The sequence below is a fragment of the Corynebacterium timonense genome (assembly GCF_900105305.1).
Classification (GTDB): Bacteria; Actinomycetota; Actinomycetes; order Mycobacteriales; family Mycobacteriaceae; genus Corynebacterium; species Corynebacterium timonense.
In genome coordinates, this window is the sequence record NZ_LT629765.1 from 2180501 (window position 1) to 2199830 (window position 19330).

17 protein-coding genes and 1 pseudogene are annotated in these 19330 nt (G+C 64.2%); 7 read left to right on the plus strand and 11 right to left on the minus strand.

The genetic code is table 11. The features are described from left to right. Positions 1-107 precede the first annotated feature (107 nt). Positions 108-1271, plus strand: a pseudogene (locus BLT81_RS10370) (alcohol dehydrogenase catalytic domain-containing protein). 12 nt (positions 1272-1283) lie between these two features. Further along, positions 1284-1682 carry a DoxX family protein gene (locus tag BLT81_RS10375; protein WP_019193650.1) on the plus strand — a complete coding sequence of 133 codons (399 nt, stop codon included), beginning with the start codon at positions 1284-1286 and terminating at the stop codon, positions 1680-1682. Positions 1683-1937: 255 nt separating this feature from the next. Here BLT81_RS10375 and BLT81_RS10380 read toward each other — a convergent pair whose 3' ends face one another. From BLT81_RS10380 to BLT81_RS10395, 4 genes are all read right to left on the minus strand, one after another. Then, the gene (locus BLT81_RS10380; RefSeq protein WP_019193649.1) at positions 1938-3377 is read right to left on the minus strand and encodes an ABC-2 family transporter permease; all 1440 of its coding nucleotides are present in this window, start codon (positions 3375-3377) and stop codon (positions 1938-1940) included. After that, positions 3374-4078, minus strand: coding sequence for an ATP-binding cassette domain-containing protein (locus BLT81_RS10385; protein WP_019193648.1), 705 nt, complete (start codon positions 4076-4078; stop codon positions 3374-3376). Before BLT81_RS10385 ends, BLT81_RS10380 begins: the two co-directional genes overlap by 4 nt. A 75-nt stretch (positions 4079-4153) precedes the next feature. After that, on the minus strand, positions 4154-4816 hold the full coding sequence (locus BLT81_RS10390) for a response regulator (protein WP_019193647.1): 663 nt from the start codon (positions 4814-4816) through the stop codon (positions 4154-4156). Next, positions 4813-5985 carry a sensor histidine kinase gene (locus BLT81_RS10395; RefSeq protein ID WP_040420981.1) on the minus strand — a complete coding sequence of 391 codons (1173 nt, stop codon included), beginning with the start codon at positions 5983-5985 and terminating at the stop codon, positions 4813-4815. The genes BLT81_RS10390 and BLT81_RS10395 overlap by 4 nt, the downstream gene beginning before the upstream one ends. Positions 5986-6024: 39 nt before the next feature. Here BLT81_RS10395 and BLT81_RS10400 point away from each other — a divergent pair, with 39 nt between their 5' ends. Next, the gene (locus BLT81_RS10400) at positions 6025-6690 is read left to right on the plus strand and encodes a DJ-1/PfpI family protein (protein WP_081582892.1); all 666 of its coding nucleotides are present in this window, start codon (positions 6025-6027) and stop codon (positions 6688-6690) included. Here BLT81_RS10400 and BLT81_RS10405 read toward each other — a convergent pair. Together BLT81_RS10405 and BLT81_RS10410 are read right to left on the minus strand one after the other, a co-directional pair. Beyond that, positions 6657-7472, minus strand: a complete 816-nt coding sequence (locus BLT81_RS10405) for a hypothetical protein (protein ID WP_019193644.1) — start codon at positions 7470-7472, stop codon at positions 6657-6659. The genes BLT81_RS10400 and BLT81_RS10405 overlap by 34 nt on opposite strands. 8 nt (positions 7473-7480) lie before the next feature. Next, positions 7481-8437, minus strand: coding sequence for a type IV toxin-antitoxin system AbiEi family antitoxin (locus BLT81_RS10410; RefSeq protein ID WP_019193643.1), 957 nt, complete (start codon positions 8435-8437; stop codon positions 7481-7483). 605 nt (positions 8438-9042) lie between these two features. Between BLT81_RS10410 and BLT81_RS10415 the strand changes: the two genes are divergently transcribed. Together BLT81_RS10415 and BLT81_RS10420 are read left to right on the plus strand one after the other, a co-directional pair. Continuing rightward, positions 9043-9879 (plus strand): IS481 family transposase, encoded by an 837-nt coding sequence (locus BLT81_RS10415; RefSeq protein WP_051011429.1) that lies wholly within the window; start codon positions 9043-9045, stop codon positions 9877-9879. 9 nt (positions 9880-9888) lie between these two features. Next, positions 9889-10164, plus strand: a complete 276-nt coding sequence (locus BLT81_RS10420) for a hypothetical protein (protein WP_172812393.1) — start codon at positions 9889-9891, stop codon at positions 10162-10164. A gap of 143 nt (positions 10165-10307) precedes the next feature. Here the strand turns inward: BLT81_RS10420 and BLT81_RS10425 are convergent, their stop codons facing one another. The 5 genes from BLT81_RS10425 to lanKC all read right to left on the minus strand — a co-directional run bounded on the left by BLT81_RS10425 (position 10308) and on the right by lanKC (position 16965). Continuing rightward, positions 10308-11510 (minus strand): prolyl oligopeptidase family serine peptidase, encoded by a 1203-nt coding sequence (locus BLT81_RS10425; RefSeq protein ID WP_019193639.1) that lies wholly within the window; start codon positions 11508-11510, stop codon positions 10308-10310. Between the two features lie 578 nt (positions 11511-12088). Continuing rightward, positions 12089-13471: an FtsX-like permease family protein gene (locus BLT81_RS10430; RefSeq protein WP_231286576.1), complete on the minus strand. Its 1383-nt coding sequence runs from the start codon at positions 13469-13471 to the stop codon at positions 12089-12091. A gap of 25 nt (positions 13472-13496) precedes the next feature. After that, on the minus strand, positions 13497-14219 hold the full coding sequence (locus BLT81_RS10435; RefSeq protein ID WP_019193637.1) for an ABC transporter ATP-binding protein: 723 nt from the start codon (positions 14217-14219) through the stop codon (positions 13497-13499). 85 nt (positions 14220-14304) lie between these two features. Continuing rightward, a complete protein-coding gene (locus BLT81_RS13220) occupies positions 14305-14436 on the minus strand; it encodes a hypothetical protein (protein ID WP_019193636.1) in 132 nt (43 codons plus the stop codon). Between the two features lie 33 nt (positions 14437-14469). Next, on the minus strand, positions 14470-16965 hold the full coding sequence (lanKC, locus tag BLT81_RS10440) for a class III lanthionine synthetase LanKC (RefSeq protein WP_019193635.1): 2496 nt from the start codon (positions 16963-16965) through the stop codon (positions 14470-14472). Positions 16966-17116: 151 nt separating this feature from the next. On the opposite strand from lanKC, the gene BLT81_RS10445 reads away from it, so the two are divergent. Both BLT81_RS10445 and BLT81_RS10450 read left to right on the plus strand, forming a co-directional pair. Next, the gene (locus tag BLT81_RS10445; RefSeq protein WP_019193634.1) at positions 17117-18355 is read left to right on the plus strand and encodes a sensor histidine kinase; all 1239 of its coding nucleotides are present in this window, start codon (positions 17117-17119) and stop codon (positions 18353-18355) included. Continuing rightward, complete coding sequence (locus BLT81_RS10450) at positions 18352-18990, plus strand: response regulator transcription factor (protein WP_019193633.1); 639 nt, start codon at positions 18352-18354, stop codon at positions 18988-18990. Before BLT81_RS10445 ends, BLT81_RS10450 begins: the two co-directional genes overlap by 4 nt. Positions 18991-19330 lie beyond the last annotated feature (340 nt).

Sequence of the window (19330 nt, forward strand, 5' to 3'; positions counted from 1 at the left end):
ATAGCTATTGTTTTATACCGCGAAGAGCACACGGCGGGAGAAATCGTGGCGCGCCCAGTGTAGCCGTGATTACTCTCGAACCCGTACCGTCGCATGAAAAATTCCTTATGAAAGCCCTCACCTGGCAAGCCGCCCGCACCGTCAGCATCGAAGAAGTCCCCGACCCCACAATTATCGAGCCCACCGACGCCATCATCCGCGTCACCTCCACCGCCATCTGCGGCTCCGACCTCCACCTCTACGAGGTCCTCGGCCCGTTCATGGACAAGGGCGACATTATCGGCCACGAACCCATGGGAATCGTCGAGGAGGTCGGCTCCGCGGTGACCAACCTCTCCCCCGGCGACCGCGTCGTGGTCCCCTTCAACGTCTCCTGCGGCCACTGCTACATGTGCGAGCGCGGCCTGCAGTCCCAGTGCGAGACCACTCAGGTCCGCGAGTACGGCAGCGGCGCCACCCTCCTCGGCTACTCCCGCCTCTACGGTTCGCTGCCCGGCGGCCAGGCCGAGTACCTGCGCGTCCCGCACGCCGACTACGGCCCCATCAAGGTCCCGAACGTCGGTGAGGACGAGCGCTTCCTCTTCCTTTCCGACGTGCTGCCCACCGCCTGACAGGCGGTCCAGTACGCCGACGTGCCCGACGGCGGCACCCTCGCCGTGCTCGGCCTCGGCCCCGTTGGGCAGATGTCCGCCCGCATCGGCGCACACCTGGGGTACCGCGTCATCGGCGTCGATCCCGTCCCCGAGCGGCGCGCCATGGCCGCCCGCCACGGCATCGAGGTGATCGAGGGCGGCGAGGGGGTCCGGGAAGACGCGGAGAAGCTGCGCGAGCTTAGCGGCGGCCGCGGGCCCGATTTCGTCGTCGACGCCGTCGGCATGGAAGCCCACGGCTCCCCCGTCGCCGGCACCGCGCAGGCCGCGGCCGGCCTACTGCCCTCCGCACTGGGACGCGCCGCCGTGCAGAAGGCGGGCGTGGACCGCCTCGGCGCGCTCTACACCGCCATCGACGCCGTGCGCCGCGGCGGAACCATCTCGCTCAGCGGCGTCTATGGCGGGATGAAGGATCCCCTGCCGATGATGACGCTGTTCGACAAGCAGGTGCAGATGCGGATGGGCCAGTGCAACGTGCGCAACTGGACCGACGACCCCTCCGACCCCCTCGGCGTGCTCGACCTGAGAACCCACACCGCGCCGCTTGACGACGCCCCAGCCATGTACGAGAAGTTCCAGAAGAAGCAGGACGGCTGCATCAAGGTCGTCCTCAAGCCCTGAAAGGACTAATCCATGCGAATTGATTCGCAGAACCTGGCCCGCCTCGCCCTCGGCGCCTTCATGAGCTTCGCCGGCACCAGCCACCTCACCTTCGCCCGCAAGGACTTCCAGGCCCAGGTGCCCGACTGGTTCCCCATGAACAAGGACCTCGTGGTCCTCGGCTCCGGCGTCGCCGAAATCGCCCTCGGCGCCTCCCTGCTCGCCCTGCCCCGAAAAAGGAAAGTGACCGGAACCGCCCTCGCCGCGTTCTACACCGCGATCTTCCCCGGCAACATCGCCCAGTACGCCGAGCGCAACGACGCCTTCGGCCTGGACACCGACCGCAAGCGCCTGATCCGGCTGTTCGGGCAGCCCGCGCTCATCGCCGCGGCGCTGTGGGCGGCGGGGCTTCCGAAAAAACGCGGGAAGTAGTCCGCGGGCGGGGCGTCGCTAAGCAGTTTCGTTCCGGGTAAGAGCGGAAGGGCAAGAATCCGGCAATCCGCGCCGAAATCGTGAATTCTTGCCCTTCCGTTCTTACCCTCGAGCGCCGCCCCCGGGATCGGATCCACATGCTCGTTAGTGAATGCGTGTTAGTCGAGAAGAGCCGCGCCACTCCTCGGCGGTTAATCGACTGACTAGCATTTACTAACGAGCATTTGTTATATCGCGCCGAAAGCTTCGCCCCGCTCACCCGACGCGCCGGCCGAGCGCCCGCTCCGCCCGCCAGTGCAGGAGAACCGCCAGCGCTCCCCCAAGAGCCAGCGCCGTGCCCAGGCGCCCCGCCCCCTCCGCCGTCTCGGGCCAGGAGGGCAGCGCGACGATCCACAGTGGAGTCTGCGCCAGGACATCCCCGCCGAGGGTGACGGAGAAGATTGCCAGGACCACCACCGTTGCGACGGCGGCCGCGGCCCCGGCGCGCAGCAGCACCAGAAACGACAGGAGGAGGACCACGTAGCCCACGAGGGCGGCGACGAGGAACCGGCGCGCTTCGTCGACAAGCGTGCCTCCCGCGGCGAGTCCGAACAAGCTGGCGGCGAAGCACACGGCGAGGGCGCACAGCAAGCACCACAGCAGCAAGACCCGCGCGCTGCGCGCGTACTCCGCGCGCATCACGGCCCACGCCCCCTCCACCTGAGGCCACACCAGCACCGGCAGCAGCCCCGCGCCAAGCGGCAGGACCACGAAGGAAAACAAGCCGTGCACGTACGAGGCCGGGTAGATCAGGCAGGTCAGGCCCATCGCCACCACCGACAGCGCCACGCATCCTGCCAGGGCCGGGGTGAGCCCCGCGCTGGTCATCGCCCGCAACGGGCGCGGCCGCCCCGACCCGCGGCGGGCGACGGCGGGCGCGTGGACAGCGGCGGAAACGGCGCTTTTCGCTTCTCGACGCCCCCTCCCCCGCCCTGTCCATCCGGGGGTGAACACCGCGGCCGCCGCACTGACCGCCGCCAGCGCAATGCACAGCCCGAGCGCCAGCCAGGGCTTTTCGGCGGCCAGAGGCGACCCCGGCTCGAGGGGCACCGCGTTCTGGTGCACCCCCAGCACCGGCAGCACCAGCCGGACGGGCCAGGACATGGGCCACACCCACCAGTGCTCGCCCTCCGCGAAGGGTTTCAGCGTCCCCACGATCTGCCACACGAAGAACACCGCGACGGCCACGATGAGGTTGCTCACCCGCGCCAGCGCGGCCCCCAGTCCGGCGAGGCCGATCGCCCCGGCGAAGGCCAGCGCCCCGAGCAGCAGGATTGTCCCGCTCCCGGGTCGGGACACGGTAAGCAGCCACGTGCCGCCGAAGTTGAGCACATGGAACACGGCCAGGCTGAGCAGCACGACCGCCAGGCGCGCGGCACGCTGGCGACGCATACTCACCGGCCGCCACTGCGTCCCCCCGCAGCGGGCCTTCTTTTCCCGCGCCTCGGCCACAGCTCCGAAAAGCGCGGCCAGCGGCGCAGCCAGCCCTGTGAGGTAGATGGCCTGCCACATCAGCACGCCCACGGCATCTTCGCGCGGGTCGGTCACGCTGGCGAGGGCGTAGGTGACCAGGACGAGGGGCACCGCCAGCAGCGGCAGCCACTGCAACGCCGACCCGCGCGCCCGGAGCAGCTCCGCAGAAAGGTACCGGCTCATGCTTCCTCCCCCGCGGCAGTGAGGCGGAAGAACTCGGTCTCCAGGTCGCCGGTGGGGGCCAGCTCACCCAGCGGCCCGGAGTAGCGCACGTCGCCTCCCGCCAGGATGGTGGCGTCGTCGGCGAGGTGCACCACCTCGCCGAGCTGGTGCGAGCTGACAAGCACGGTGCCTCCCCGGCGTGCCCAGTCCCGCAGCAGGCCGCGCAGCTCGGTGATGCCCTGGGGGTCGAGCCCGTTCTGCGGTTCGTCCAGCACCAGGATCTCCGGGTCTCCCAGGATGGCTTGAGCGAGGGCCAGGCGCGCTTTCATTCCCGTCGAGAAGCTGCGGGCCTTCTTCGAGCCGGCGTCCGACAGCCCGACCACGGCGAGTGCGCGGTCCGCTTCGGCGTCCGGCAGTCCAAGCAGGCGCGTGTGCACCAGCAGGTTCCGACGCGCCGAAAGGTGGGCGTAGTAGGCCGGGCCGTTGACGGAGGCGCCGATGTGGCGCAGCGACGCCCGGGTGCGGGGTTTGTCTCCGACGAGCACCTGGCCCGCGTCCTCGGGGATGAGGCCGAGGAGGATCGAGATGAGAGTGGATTTGCCCGCGCCGTTGCGGCCGAGCAGGGCGTGGACGCGGCCCTGCGCCACATCGAAGCTGACCGAGTCGAGAACGCGCTGGGCGCCAAAGCTCTTGGATACTCCGCGGAAGGAAATGCTGTTCATACCTGGGAGTCTTCCGCGCGACGGACGCCGGCGGATCCGCCCCGGAGACGAAATCCCGCGCCGCGGACTCCTCCCCTAGGAGGAGGCGCCTGCTCGCTGCGCGATGAGCACGAGCGCGACCCGGTCCCGGGCATGCAGCTTGGCCAAAAGCGAGGAGATGTGCGTCTTCACCGTCGTCTCCGCGACGCACAGCTGCTGCGCGATCTCGGCGTTCGTGGCGCCTTCGGCAACGAGCAGCAGCACGTCCATCTCGCGCGGGGTGACCAGGCTCAGCCCCTGGCGCTGCTGCGGGGACAGCTCCCCACCCGAGCTCAGCGCCGCCCGGTAGGCGGCGAGGACGTGCCCGGTGACCCGGCTGGCCAGCACCGACTCTCCCCTGGCGACACTGCGCACGGCGGAGACGAGCACCTCAGGGTCGGCGTCCTTGAGCAGGAACCCGTGCACCCCGGCCGCGAGCGCAGCCTCGACGAGCTCGGGGTCGTCGAAGGTGGTCAGCATGATGACCCGCACATCGGGGTGCGCCGCCATGATCGCCTTCGCCGCGGCGATCCCGTCGATGACGGGCATGCGGATGTCCAGCACGGCTACGTCGACAATGTGGCGCCCGGCTGCCGCGATCGCCTCGGCGCCGTCGGCGGCCCGGGCGACAACCTTGATGCCGGGCGCCGCGTTGAGGATGGTGGAGAGGGCCTCGGCGAGCATGGCCTGGTCGTCGGCAAGCAGGACGCGGGTGTTCATCTGTCACTCCTCAGGGGTAGTTCGGCGTGAACGCGGAATAACTCGGGCGTGCCCCCGGCGCTCAGCGTGCCGCCGAGGGAGCGGGCCCGCTCCTCCAGGCCGACCAGCCCGGCTCCCCCGCCCTGCGTCGTCTGCGGTGTTCCCCGGGACGTGATGTCCAGCACCAGGGCCTCGCCGGGCTCGAGCTCCACCACGACGCTACTGCCCGAACCCTGGTGGCGCAGCACGTTCGTCAGGGCCTCCGTCACGATCCGCGCCGCCGCCAGGCCCACCAGCGACGACACCTCGGGCAGCTCGCGCGGCAGCTTCGCCTCGACAGTCAACCCGGCGGCCCGGAAACCCTCCAGGATTCCTGGGATGTCCCCGAGGGTGCGTGAAGGCTGCAGGTCGGCGTCCCCCGCCCCGCGCAGCGCGCGCACGATACCGCGGACCTCGGCCAGAGCCCGGTCGGATGTCGAGCGGATGGTCTCGAGCGCCTCCACCGCAGACCGGGCATCGCCTCTCGACGCCACAATGCCCGCACTGGCCTGCACCTTCATCAGGGTGAGAGAGTGCGCGAGGACGTCGTGAAGCTCGCGCGCGATGAGCAGCTTCTCCTCCTCCTGCGCCGCGTGCAGGCGACCCAGCTTTTCCGCCTCCTCCGCGCGCCGCCGCAGCATCGCCCCGTGCCCGCGCGCGCCCGCGACGTACATCAGCGCGATGAGCAGCCAGTGGATCGCCACCAGGTACGTTGCATCGGCCGCGCCCACGTAGCGCAACTCCAGGTTGTCCAGCAGCCGCCACATAACCGGCGAAACGAAGGTGCCCGCGAACATGATGGCCGTGACCACCCGCGGCACCCGGCGGTCCTCGCAGTAGCGCGACGTGGAATAGACCGCCATCGGGGCCGCCACGAGCCACGGGGAAACTCCCGAGTTCAGCGGCAGCGCCAGAAACCACGTCCCCGCCCATGCGGCAAGACACGCCGTAAACCCCGCGGCGCTGACCACCGGGCGCGAGCGCCACACCCAGAAGAACGGGACGAAGCACCACGACACCAGCGCCTGCAGCACCGCCACGCTTGTCGACGTCTCCCCCAGCCCCCCGGAGTACAGCAGCGCCAGGACTGCGGCGAAACCGGCGAGGACGCGATCCCCCGGGAGCGAGTCACGCCACCAGTTCTTCAGCATGGGGTCATGGTACGTGGCGCGGTGGGTGGCGTGAAGGCCATGAGCCTCTGCCGCACCTCCGTTGTCCTCTTCCCCGACGTCGAGCTCCTTGATGTGGCCGGCCCCGTTGAACTCCTCGCTCGAGTCGAGGGACTGGACGTCCAGCTCGTCTCCCGGAACGGCACCCAAGTGCGGAGCTCCCAGAGGGTTGCGCTGGCGGAGCACGGCGACCCCGCGGCAATGGACGGTGATGTCCTCCTGGTCCCCGGTGGAATGGGCACGCGCGCCCTCGTCCACGACGGCGCATTTCTGGCCGAGCTCGCTCGCATGGCGCGCACGGCCGACATCGTCGCCTCGGTCTGCACCGGCTCGGCACTGCTCGCTGCCGCGGGCCTGCTGGCGGGGTACTCCGCCACCAGCAACAAGCGAGCCTTCGACTGGGCTTCCTCCTTCGGCACCGACATCGACTGGCGACGAAGCGCCCGGTGGGTCCACGACCGCGACCGCTGGACCTCCTCCGGTGTCGCAGCAGGAATGGATATGGCCAGCGCCCTCGTCGCCCACTATGTCGGCGAAACGACGGCGCAGGAGATCACCGACGCGATTGAGCGGAAAGCGCAGGATTTTGGTGAGACTGGAATCGGTGCAGCTGGGGGTCGTCGACAAGCAAAACGCGCAATTCGCGTCGGCTGTCACCTCTCAGGTGCCGAATCCTCCATCGCCTGAAGCAGCGCCTCGATCTGGGCACGTCGTCGGTCCACAGGGTAGATGAGCTCCCCCGGAGCCTTTAGCTGCTCGGCCAACTTGTTTATTCCTTCGCTGGGCCCACACGTGAACCGAGCCAACAAGGCCGCAGTCTCCCGTTCTCCGAGCACGGATGCCACATCGACTCCCAGCAGGTAGGCCGACATCAGGTCCGGTTCCCCGAGGAACTCCGTCCAGTTCGCCATGTAACGATCCCACAGCGCCTCGTCTTCCTCATACCACGCCAAGACCAACGCAGTATCGCTCGCATCCTTGTATTTTCCCACTGGCCACCGATCACACCACGCGTGCAACTTCAGTGCTGCGAACCCGGGGACGGTGGGGATCTTGACCCGCGCTCCGTTAGGCAGGTCCACCGTCCTAGCACTAGCGAAAACCTCCCCGAACCCAGCGACGTTGAGAGTGAACCCCCCGTCGTGGCTTATCTCGCCCGGAGGACTTTCCACCTCACCAAAGGGAATCAGGTCAATCCTCAGACCGCCGATCGTGATCTCTTGCCAAGGCGCCGCCGGAGCAGAAAACCTGCGCTTCAGTTCGCGAAAGCGCTCCCAAGAACCGATTGTGACGCCAAAATCTATGTCGTGAGTGATGCGACCCGCAGAGGTCGAGCGAAAGTGGCGCTGATAGACGTCTCTACACCGCGCTCCCACGAGCATCATCGTTTCAGGATCGATGACACGAGCAAGTTCACCCACCACGTAGGCGATGTCTTCGTCGTCTATGTGCTCTGGCTGTACGTCCACCGCATCCCCTAAAATTTGAATCTCGACCTCACCTGTTCGGCTACCTCCATCAGCCTGGGCTCACCCGTCGACACAAGGTCCGCGTAAACAATCGGTAGAGGCGCGACCGGCCACCCAGCAAGAGGGCTCGATGGCGAGAGCACCCGCTCTGGAGGCCGCAAGTCTGATTCGCGGCCACCGTCAGTCGACCAAAAAGCCGTGCAAATATGAATCTCCCCCTTTTCTGCGCGACGAAATCTGCCTTGACGCAGCACTTCGGACAGCGCTGCCGGATCGTCCAGGTAGATGTGCGCCGTCTCCCCGCCCACCACGAGGTGAGAAAGGGCCTGCTCACCACTGACCCACCCCAATGGGTGGAGGTGGGCGAGCCGCTTGAGATCGCCCGTCCCCCGGAAAATTTCCAGCTCTGCGCCCAAACCAGTTGCAAACGACTGCGCCCAGGCCGAGAGGAGCTCGTCTCCGCGCTCCAACCGATAGCCGCCGTTGACTTGATTAGAGCTCAAGTAGCCACTTCGTGCGAGCAGCTCGAGGGTCTGCATGGCGGTGCCTGTCGACACCCCAGCCTGCTGTGCGACATACCGGATCGGTAATGCGGCAATCTCGGGGCGGGCCAGAAGAACAGCGGCAACTTGCGCACGTCGAGGTGTGAAGAGCGAGGCGGTGCGCTTTCTTGGGCGCGCGTCGACAAACCCCGGGTGGCCCGGACCACCGGCGGCTGATGCTGTCGTTCTACCGCGGACGTCGATGAATATGCCCGGCCGGGAAACGAAGCAGTTTCCCCGTTCGTCGAGGAACATGACCCCGTTTTCCCGGAAGAATTCCGCAACCCTCGGGGTGACACGCGGAGCAAGAACGAAATCACTGTGCTCTGAGGGGTAGAAGTGTCGCGGATCCTCCACAACGACCGGACGAACCAGCAGCGTCGGCTCCCTTCCCTTCTCACCGTACGCTGCCCCGATCAACATGAGCTGGGCACCTTCGCCTGGGGTGTCAACAGTACCGAGAGTGAGCGGAATCTCGTTCCGCCGCAAAACCTCGTTCCAGTGCGTGAAATCAGTTGGGACCACATACACATCATAGCTTGTCCACTAAAGATGAACGTTCAATACGATTGAACATTTATCAGTCGGCAGCCCCATGCTCCTGGCGGGGTCGGCGGCCATGACGCGGGCGGCGACCGTCAAAACCGCGGAGGGAGAACCACCGGTTTCCAGGTGCGACAGAACCCGGCGAAGCTGCAGGTCGTCGGTCACGCAAAGAGAAGCATGTGCCAAGGGCCATCCTGCGTCCGGATAAGAGCGGAAGGGCAAGAATCCGGCAATCCGCACAGAAATCGCGGATTCTTACCCTTCCGTTCTTCACCTGAGCCGCGGGTCACCACACCGTAACCCTCCCCGGCTACGAAAACCGCCCCGCCCGTCGCAAGACGGTGCGGGGCGTGTCCCGAAAAGTGCCCGAGTCTTAGAACCTAGATGTACTTCCTCGGGAGGTTGTGAACGGTGTGAACGAAAAGGGGAAGCCTCCGGTAGAGGTGTAGGTATCCACACGAACACCGATCCGGAAGGCTTCCATGACACACCGTAACGCACCTTTGACCCCGACCGGCAGAGCAAGGATGGTTGAGCTGGTCATCACCCACGGATGGACGCAGCGCCGAGTCGCTGAACGCTTCCAGATCTGCCCAGCCACCGTCAACAGGTGGGTGAGCCGGGCACGCCGTGGCGAAGTGCTCACTGACCGGTCACACCGTCCCCGCGCGTGCCCGCACCAGCTGCCGGTGCGCACAGCACCACCAGTGCGCTATGAACGCAGCCAACCCGGGGACATGATCCATGTCGACATCAAAAAGCTTGGCCGCATCCCCGACGGTGGCGGCTGGCGCGTGCACGGGCGTGGCTCTGAACAGGATCGCCGGGCAGGTCGCGCCCGCAACGCACAAAGACAGGCTAGTGCGCCCGCGGGGCGGGGATATTCCTACCTGCATCACGCCGAGGATGACTACTCACGGATGGTGTACTCGGAGATCCTTCCTGACGAGAAGAAGCACACCGCCGCCGGGTTTATGCGGCGCGCCTGCCAGTTCTTCACCGAGCAAGGCATCGAGGTGACCCGGGTGATGACCGACAACGGTGCCTGCTACCGTTCCACGGCGTGCAACGCTGCCCTGGGCACGATTAAGCATGTCTACACCAAGCCGTACCGGCCGCAGACCAACGGCAAAGTAGAACGGTTCAACCGCACCCTGATGCAGGAACGGGCCTACATCCGCCCATACGCCAGCGAAAAGGCCCGACAGCAGACGTACGCGGAGTTTATCCACGAGTACAACTACCATCGAGCCCACACCGCTATCGGAGGCCTCACCCCCGCACAACGCGTTCACAACGTCACGGGGAAGTACACCTAGAGGAAGATCTTGACGATCTTGCCGATGAACTCGAAAACCTTGCCGGCGACGCCGGTGACGTCCTCAAACTTCTGGGCGCCGTCGGTGTTCTCGTCCCAGCCGAAGAACTTCTCGGAAGAGCCGGAGGCGGTGCCCTCGGCGTCATCGGACTCGCTGGAGGAGCCGAAGGTGGAGCTGGAGTCGTCCTGGGTAGTGGCGGCGGGGGTCTCGGCGGTGGCGGTCTCGGCGGAGGCAACGCCGGCGTCGGCGGCCGCGATGACGGTCGCGGTAACCGCGGTGAACTAGCCCCCTTGCGGTTGACGGGGGACCCACGAGCTATGTCCCGTTCCTGCATTCCCGGTTCACTATCTCGCCCGCTGCGGGCTGCACCTAGCGCCGCTGGTGTCACGTAGCACACACTGTCAGCTGGTTAGATTTGCGTTTGCGGACTAGTTCCAACCGTCGGATACTCCGAGTGCATCGAGCATCCAGGCGTGGGCGAGCGTGTTCTCCTCGATGGAGGCCTTGACGGAGCGCCCTGTGAGGTGACCGCCGGGGGTGATTCGTTGAATGACGTGTCCAGGGTCGCGCGAGATCGAGACGTCGCGGTAGAGCTGGCTGAAGCGCGTAATCGCAACGTTGTCAGCTCGCGCGTCGTGTTCTGCTACACGTATCCAGGCACGTGGGAGCGGACGGCTCTGAGTGGGAAATTCCTGTACTTGCTTCATGGGTGAGAGTTGTTGCAGGAGGTTCCGGATGCAGGGGTCGCGCCTGGGGTCGCCGTACTCGACACGGTCGGTGGAGGCCAGATTGGATGTCGAGTTCGTCAGTGTGGCGAGTGGGTCGATGAAGGGATGTACGAGGTGCAGGCCTCGTAGCCATGATGGCTGCCGCAGGCACGCGGAGGCAGCGGTTAGCCCGCCGGCACTGGCGGCGGTGACGACGATGCGGTCGGCCGCGATCGAGGGTTCTGTCCGGAGCGCTGACAAGCAAGCGAGGAAGTCATCGACACTGCGGTATCGGTGCTCGCCTGTTGCCTGCCGATGCCACTGTGGCCCCAGTTCTCCTCCACCACGAATATGGCAGAAGGCAACTGCTACGCCGCGAGCCAGTAGGTCATCAGTGAATGGGTCGAAGGGGCCTTCCAGGTTGATTCCGTAAGCGCCGTACACGTGGGCCACCAGGGGGCACTTCCGCTCTCCTGGCGGAAGAAACAGTGTGATCGGGACCATCGTGCCGTCGTCGTTTTCACCCACAAGGTACGTCGTTGAGGCGCGCCCGGTGGACGCAAGAGAGAGGTTTTTGCCCACCTCTGCGAGCACAACCTGGGGTCGATGTACGGGCGATGAGATAAGGAGCATCAATTGCTCAGTTGTCGAGTCGAAAGCCGGGAGCATCGTGCCAGCGGGAGGTGCAGTCCACACAGCCTGCGATCCGTGGGATGGCTGCCAGATGGCTTGCCGCCCGCCAGCTCTCCCTATCACAAGGAGCGTGTCGCCTGATGTTTGGAGGTGTTCGGCGCAGAATCCGGGCGGAGCCTCAGCGAAGGCGCGTTGGCGGCCATGATCCCAGACGATTCCGTTTGGTCGGTCGAGCACGATCGTCGTCTCCCGCCAGACTGTGACGTCCACGTCGGCGGCAGGCTGCGTCATCGGGCGACAGGCTGGGAGCGTGCCATCGTGATCAGAGATGATCCAATGACGAGCGGTGCCTGAACCGCGGGAGGACAGGATCGCGGTCTCGTCCGTGACGCTGCGAAGTTCGAGTCGGTGTGTGGAGTCCGGTTCTTCTGATACGACTGTCGGTCGGCAGCTCTGGGGATGCCACCAGAGTAGTTTGTGTGGTCTGAGGGATCTGTCTCGGCGTATCCAGAGAAACCCGCTACCGAAGGCACGCACACGAGGTGAGACAGGGGCTTCGGTATGCACAAGCTCAGCGCCGCTCGGGGCAACAGCATAGATCCGGAGTCGGTAGTTCTCGTTACCCTCGGTATCGCCGATAACAGCGACCATAGTGTTGCCTGCCGCTTGAACCAGCGACTCGCTGGGACCGAGCGTGATCGTCTCGGTGACCGTGGCTCCGGTAGGGGTCTGAAGCCGAATGGTGTGGACGCGCTCTGGCGGTGTCTGCGCTGGGTCCTGTTCCCATGGTCGGAGTGTTTCGAGCGCGCGCAGGTGTTCGGCGAAAGCACGAATACGTGGCGCGATGACTCCGACAACAGTTTGACCCATCATATTACCTGCTCCCGCAAGTGTGAGCCCGGCCCTTCGCGGAGAGGCGCGATAGTTGGGATGACCAGAATGAGGAACAGCAGGAGCCAGGATGCGAGCAAACCGGTGAGCATGCTGGGCAGAGGCCACACCACAACGGAGGTACCGCCGAGAGTAGCCGCCGACACGAAGGCGCAGACCAAGCCGCCGATGACCACCGGGACGACTGCCGTCACTGCGGCGGTGGCGGACATTGCGAGGCTTTCAGCGGCGATGAGAATGTGGACCTGGCGAGCATGCATGCCGGCTGCTTGGAGCAGCGCGATCTCGCGTCCTCGTCCGTGGGCCGAGAGAGCGACAACTGCCGCGCTCGTGGCGAGCATTGACACGGCGATAACAGCAACGATCGTCCACACGTCGGTGAGATCCGTCGGGGTGCCGGGCTGAAGTATCTGGGTCATCGCGGCCACCGAGTTCACAGCGCACAGCAGCAGGCCGATTCCGCCGAGACCGCCAGCCAGCGGGGCAATCGTCGTGGCACTGATTTGTGCTCGGGCAGCCGCGGCTCGCGTGCCCAATGCCGAGATCACCAATCCTGTACTCGTGAAGAGCTTGTGGAGGATCCAGAAGACAGATCTGACAATCTCGGGACAGAACAGGTAGACAGCGATCAGCGCCGAACTACCGGCGTTGATCGCGAGGTTGAACATCGGGCCGGGGCCAGTGGAACCGAGCTGGGAGGCAAAGCTCGACGCCACGACCAGCGCCGCGGCGACCAACAGAAAGAACGACCCACAGATGATCCGGAAGACCGTCGAGGGGCTACGCTGGACGGGTGGATGGAACGTGCGCAGGGCGACGCTGGGTTGAATACGGGATGCCCGCCGGGCAGGTAACAGTCCACCGACCATGGTGGTGACGACACTGACGAGGATGATCGCCATAGGAGCCCAGGCTGCGATGGTAAATCCAGGCAGGTTGACCGCGGACGATACGGCCGTATTGAACGCCGGTATCGCCCAGAAGCTCAGGAGACTCGAGACGAGGGCGCCAAGGATTGCACCGCAGAGACTGACGAGGAGCAGAACGAGCAGAGCGGACCGGAACACCGTTCGTGGAGATGCTCCAAGGAGGAGCCAGAGCGCATGGGAGTGACGGGTGGCTTGGATACTTGCTCGGCCGACCACGGTCAAGGCAACCCAGGAGACGAGGGCGATCACCACGTAGATGGTGACCGAGAGAATCTGGAATTCCGCGAGGGGAACGCTGGCATTGGAGACCGCGGTACGGAACTGCGGTGTCGTCGTCCAAGCGAATTGATGGATGCAAAGTCCGATCATTATTGCAATCACGGTAACGACAGCGATGGCGGGTGCCCACTGCCGCCATTCGTCGGCAAACATTCTCAGAACGTAGCGTTGCATGGGCTCAAGCTCCGAGACCGGACATGATGTGCAGCAGATCCTGGCTGGTGGTGCGACCGACTGTCTCAACGGTGCATCCATCGCGCATCACGATGACTGTGTCAGCGCAGGCCGCTGCTTCTAGGTCGTGAGTAACCATGACGATCATCTGCCCGTCATCTGCCATTTGCCTTAACGTGTGGAGGACGATGCCGGTGCTCTGGGAGTCGAGTGCGCCAGTCGGCTCATCTGCGAAGACGATGCCGGGCCGCCGGGCGAGAGCGCGACACAACGCGGTCCGCTGCTGTTCGCCACCGGAGAGCGACCTCGCAGACGCGCGGCGACGATGGCCGAGACCAAACGATTCGATGAGTTGGTTGATCGTGTCGCGGGGCACCTTCGCCCGGTCGAGTTGGAATGGAAGCGCAATGTTCTCTTCGACGGTAAGGAACGGAACAAGGTTGTACTGCTGGAAAACGAATCCGATTTGGGTCCGAAGCATGCTCGCACGTCTGTTTGACGATAAGCGGTAGATGTCTTGCCCGTTAATAGTCACTGTTCCCGACGTCGGTTCATCGAGGCCGCCGAGGCACATCAGCAATGACGACTTTCCTGAGCCGGAATGCCCCACCACCGCCGTCAGACCACCACCGTGGAGATCGAGGTTGCATCCGCGCAGGATCTCGGTCGTGCTCGGCCCCGATTTCACGACTCGTCGAAGGTCTGTGGCGCTGAGCGTGGTGGTCAAGGAAGTTCCTTTCGTGAGTTGGGTGGTGGGCACGATTCTGACTACGTGTGCACTCCGAATCGCGCCCACCGGTTGTGAGCGCGCCTTAGCAATTGCCCCACGTGATCGAGCTGGGCCAACCCGGGCACGGCGGGTTCACGCTGAAGCTGCTCACGCGCGCCGCATCGTGCGCGTCGATCTCGCCTTCAATAGTCTGGAACTCAAGAATGCTGTTCATGATTCACCTCCTTTCATCGCGGATGTCACCCGTTCAGATTCCGAACGGGAGGCTGGGGCTGTCATCGAGGACCTCGTTCAGGGCAGCGAGTACGCCACTGGCCCCTGTGAGGTAGTCCGACGACAGGCGAAGATTCTGGTTTCCTCGGAAGAACACACCCGTGTCATCTGCGACTGCGTGCAAACGCAAGGACTGAAGATGTGAGGCGATGACGTCTTCGAGTTCTGGGCTCGGTCTATGTCGTACTCGCCGTTTGAGGTAGATCAGGAAGCCTGAGAGACCGTGGGCAAGAGATGCTTGAGCGCACTGGTGGTACGTGGCTGCCGCGTCGATTCCGGACAGGGGCTCCGAGTAGGCCTGCGTGTCCGTCACACGTTGCAGCTCGAGGATCGCCAACCCGACGCCGAGGGACCCAACGCCAAGATATGGCAGGGTTCGCCATCCCTCGTCGAACTCCAGGGTCGCGTTCTTCGTCGTCGTACAACGAGCGAGATCCGCCTCAATCGCTCGTGTGGCAAGGGAGACAAATTCGCCGTCGCCAGTCAACTCGTGGAGACGGGCAAACAGGATTGCGGCCGCACACCAGCCATGGAGCAGGCCTACAGTTTCTCCTTGGGCACCAGCGTCGAGGAGCTTCGCTAAGCGGTGTGCGGCCCGCAGCGGATCGCCACCCGAGACGAGTTGGTACAGGCCTACGCCGGCCCAGCCTGACCACAAAGTCGGGTCCGTCGGTTCCGGTCCGGGCCCGGTCTCAAGAACAGCAAGTGTGTGGTGGAGACCAGCGTCGCGGGCAACCTGCGCCACACCTTCCCAGCCGCGCAAGCCCCTCGACTGAATAACCCCGGCATGGGCAGCCAACCACGCATCTGCAGTATCACGGTCAATGGAGGCGGATGAGCGGCGTAATTGGTCGATAATTCCCGCTGCGCCGTAGGAGTATCCGGCGTGATGCTCCGCCCCGTCTGGGGCGAACAGGGCGATATCTCCCGGTGCGAGCGGACCCTCATCGCTCCAGTCGAGCAGGCTCAAAAGCCCGCGTGCGATCTCCTCGCGCAGCCCGATATCAGAGAGAGCTTCGATTCCCCGAACTCGCTCGTTGAACACTTCTCTTCTGGTCGCCGGCAACACATCGACCGTGGCGCTGCGGATCGAGGTGCGCACCGAGTCGGGCACAGCAAGGGACTGTACTCCGCTGTTGAGCAACTGTTCGATCTTCCAGGCGTTGCCCTGGTCGGTAATCGTGGTCTGGGGGTAGATCAGGTCCAGTTTCAGCATTCCCATCGACCACTGATCAGCAGCAACGCCGGTCAAGCCAAAATAGGGTTCGTACCCGGGAGCGCCCTGCTGGCAGCGCCAGTCGGGGTCCATGCTGTGAGCGAATTCGCAATCGATGAAAACCGGTATGGTTCCGTCCCGCATGATGACGTTCTTGGGATGAATATCGCCAAGCAACCATCCCGCATCGTGTACGGCGGCCAGCGCGCGGTCCAGGCGTTCGACAGTTGAGGCGAGCCAATTCACGAACGCCCTGTCGCGAAGGCGCCACGGTGCCGGTCGAAGTACCGGGGTGCGGGTCATCCATTCGCGTTTGAGATCATGCCCCCGGACGTGTTCCATGACGAGGAACCTGTGCTCCCATGCGGTGAATGACCCGTAATAGGCTGGAACGCAGCCCAGCCCTTGTAACCCTTCGAGCACCTCGGCTTCATGCTTCAGCCTGGTCACTGCGTCGGTTCCGTCGACGTCCAAACCCGCGTGCGGGCGGGCTTCCTTCAAGACGATCAGCGTGCCCGCCGACACGTATTCGTCCGTAGTGGCTTCAGCGAGGTATACCCCTCCGCCATTGGAGAAATGGAGCGCAGAGCGCATCGTAAAAGGGAAGTGAACCTCTTCGTCACCGGTCGATGCGGCCACTTTTTCCGGCAAGACAGCCCACTCTGGGGGCGTGTATGCCGGCCGGCGAAGGTCTTCGACTTCATTGCCCTCTGGGTCGATCAACGTTGAAACGAACGGAGCGTCATCGGACGGCGGCACGAAGGCGCCATACCGGAAATAGACCGGGCCGGATCTCCATCGCCTGTCGGAGAGGATGTACGGCCCTTCATTACCAGCGAGGACCGCGTCAAGCCCCTCAAGCGCGGACGTGAACTCCCCATCAGAACTCGGGTAGACCGTGACGAATTCTCCGGCAGCAGACCGGTCCGCATATTTGCTGTTCTGGGTCAGGAGGTCGCGGGCGGATGCTAGATGTTTGAACGGCAGGCCGGTGCTGAAGCAAAATCGCGCCGCGGATGTGAGCACGGTGTTAGCGTTCTCGGATGTCGCCGATATATGAATCTTCCATCCCTGCCTCGGGAACGGCCACTCATCCGGGATCCAATTGATCCACGGGTGAGTAATTTTCGAACTCCACCCGGCTGGCGCATGAGTTGAGACGTCGAAGACCCCATCTGTCTGGTCAATCTCCGCAGGAGCATAGAAGGGGTTCCCTGGCTGGCAGTACCGCAGATACTGAATATCAAGTGGCATCGTTTCACCCTTCCCCGTTCTTCAAATTCCAGCGGTCGATGTGTGGTTTACGCTATGCCGGTGTGCGAAATAGCACATCTACCCATGGTCACGACATTCTCATGACCACAGTCATGGGCGCACAGCTGTCAGCGAAGCTAGGTTTAACGGCATGGTTTCGTTCCACGCGAGTGTCGAGCGCACGCTAGTGGTGCTCCAGGCAGTCGCGCTCTGTTGCCTGCTCACAGCAGCGGTCCTGGGCATCGCAGACTCCGCGCAAACAGGAAGCGGGCTCTTCGTCGCTCTCACGTGGCTGGCACTCGTACCGATAATCACCGCTCTCTGGACCTTACGTCCGTGCATGGTTCGCGTCGGCCATGGAGTCGAATGGACAATACTGGCCGTCGTCCTGGCCACTCCGGTCGCCGTCTTCGGCACCCTGGACTTCACGATCCCCGTCCTGCTTCTGGTGGTCGCGTTCGCGGTCATTGACGTTTCCCTCAGAGCCGGTATTTACGCAACCATTTGGATCTCGTGCGTCGGATTCGCACTGCATGTACTCAGCAACACGGGGTCGTGGGATGAGTTCCTCGTCGGCGCGGCACAGGGCCTGATCAACGTCGTTCCCGTCGCTGTGCTCTTGTGTTTTGGGATCGCGCTGGGCCTTTCGCTTCGCAGTTTTGAACAACGTCGGCATGATGATCAGCAGGTGATTGATCGTCTGCGCCACGCCGCGGAGATAGAAAAGGAGCTCCTTCTTTCCGACGAACGAGCACGAAGCGCCAGGGAACTTCACGACGGGCTTGGTCACCGACTCACCCTGATTTCGATGAGCCTTGAGCTCGCTGAAAGAATGCGTGGAGCCGATGTTGACCAGGCGTGGGAAGAGATCCGCACCGCCAAAGACACCACCAGTGATGCTCTTGCCGAAATGCGCATGTGGGTGCGTGCACTGAACCCAGTCCGCGATGCCGGTGCCCGAGGGCTTGCCGCACTTGAACTCATTGCCGAATCTTTTCGAGGCACCGGCCTGACAGTAGACGTCTCCGGGGATGAAGCCTCAGACCACGAACTCGCCAGTGACGACGCGGTCTCGCTGCTGATCTACCGCGCAGTACAAGAGGGATTGACCAACGCCCTGCGGCATAGCCGCGCCCGAACAGTGCGCATCTTCCTCAGCGTGGAGGCCCGCCGCCTGAAGCTTGCCATCATCAATGACTTCGGACGGGTTTCGGCAACCAAGCTGCCAGAAGCAGAACCCGAGTTCGGGTTCGGATTACGCGGCATCTCCGACCGCGCCGCAGAGCACGGCGGCTCCATGCGCGCACGCCGAATCAGCGGCGAGTTCCACCTCGACGTCATTGTGCCACTCGGTGGTTCTGGAGTAGCCGATCGAGAGGAGACCCCGTGACCGACTCAAGAGCGACACGAGTACTGCTGGTCGAAGACCAACAACTGATACGTCGCGGCCTGACCCTGCTCCTCGGCACCGTCGGCGGGATCGATATCGTGGCCCAGGCACCGGACGGGAAGACCGCACTCGAAGCGTTAGCCAAAGAAGACGTGGATGTGGTGCTCACCGACGCACGGATGCCCGGTATGGATGGCGTAGAACTTACAGCACAATGCGCCGCCCTTTACCCTGGGCTGCCGATCTTGGTCCTGACCACTTTCGATGATGATGCGCTGGTGCAGTCGGCACTTGCTGCCGGCGCGTCGGGTTTCTTGCTCAAAGACACATCTGTCGAGGGACTCACCGCTGCATTACACGCGGTTATTGACGGCGGGATGATCCTCGATCCACGGGTGGCGAAGGCAGCGATACGCCCTAGGGATTCCCACGACGAACCGTTGGCGATTCTCACTCGCAGTGAACGCACGGTGGCCGAACTCGTTGCCCGTGGGCTGACAAACACTGAGATCGCCCAGACTCTCGTCCTCGCCGAGGGAACCGTCAAGAACCATGTCTCGGCACTCCTGCGAAAACTCGCCGCACGGGACAGAACAGCGTTGGCGCTCACATTGTATAAAGCATTAGGCGATTGATTCCTCCAGTTCAACATGCCGCCGCCTGCTCCACCTGGACATAACTATTGGGATACGCGCCCGCCCGGGCTGGTCGAGGAATGAGGCGGCTGATCCTGCACGAGCTCACTGATTTCTGGAGGTCCAGGTTTCCGGTTCGGGTTCGCCGTTATTGGTCGACATCTTTGCGAAGACGCCCGGCCGGCCCTCGGCCCATCACTCGGGGCTCGGGACGCTGCGCGGAGCCGAGGGCTTCGAGCCTCGCACCTGACCAGCTGGCGTCGATGTAGGCGAACCGCCGACTATGTTCCCAGCCTTCAAAGCAGGGAGTCCCTTGACGCCGACCCATTCCTCGATGGTC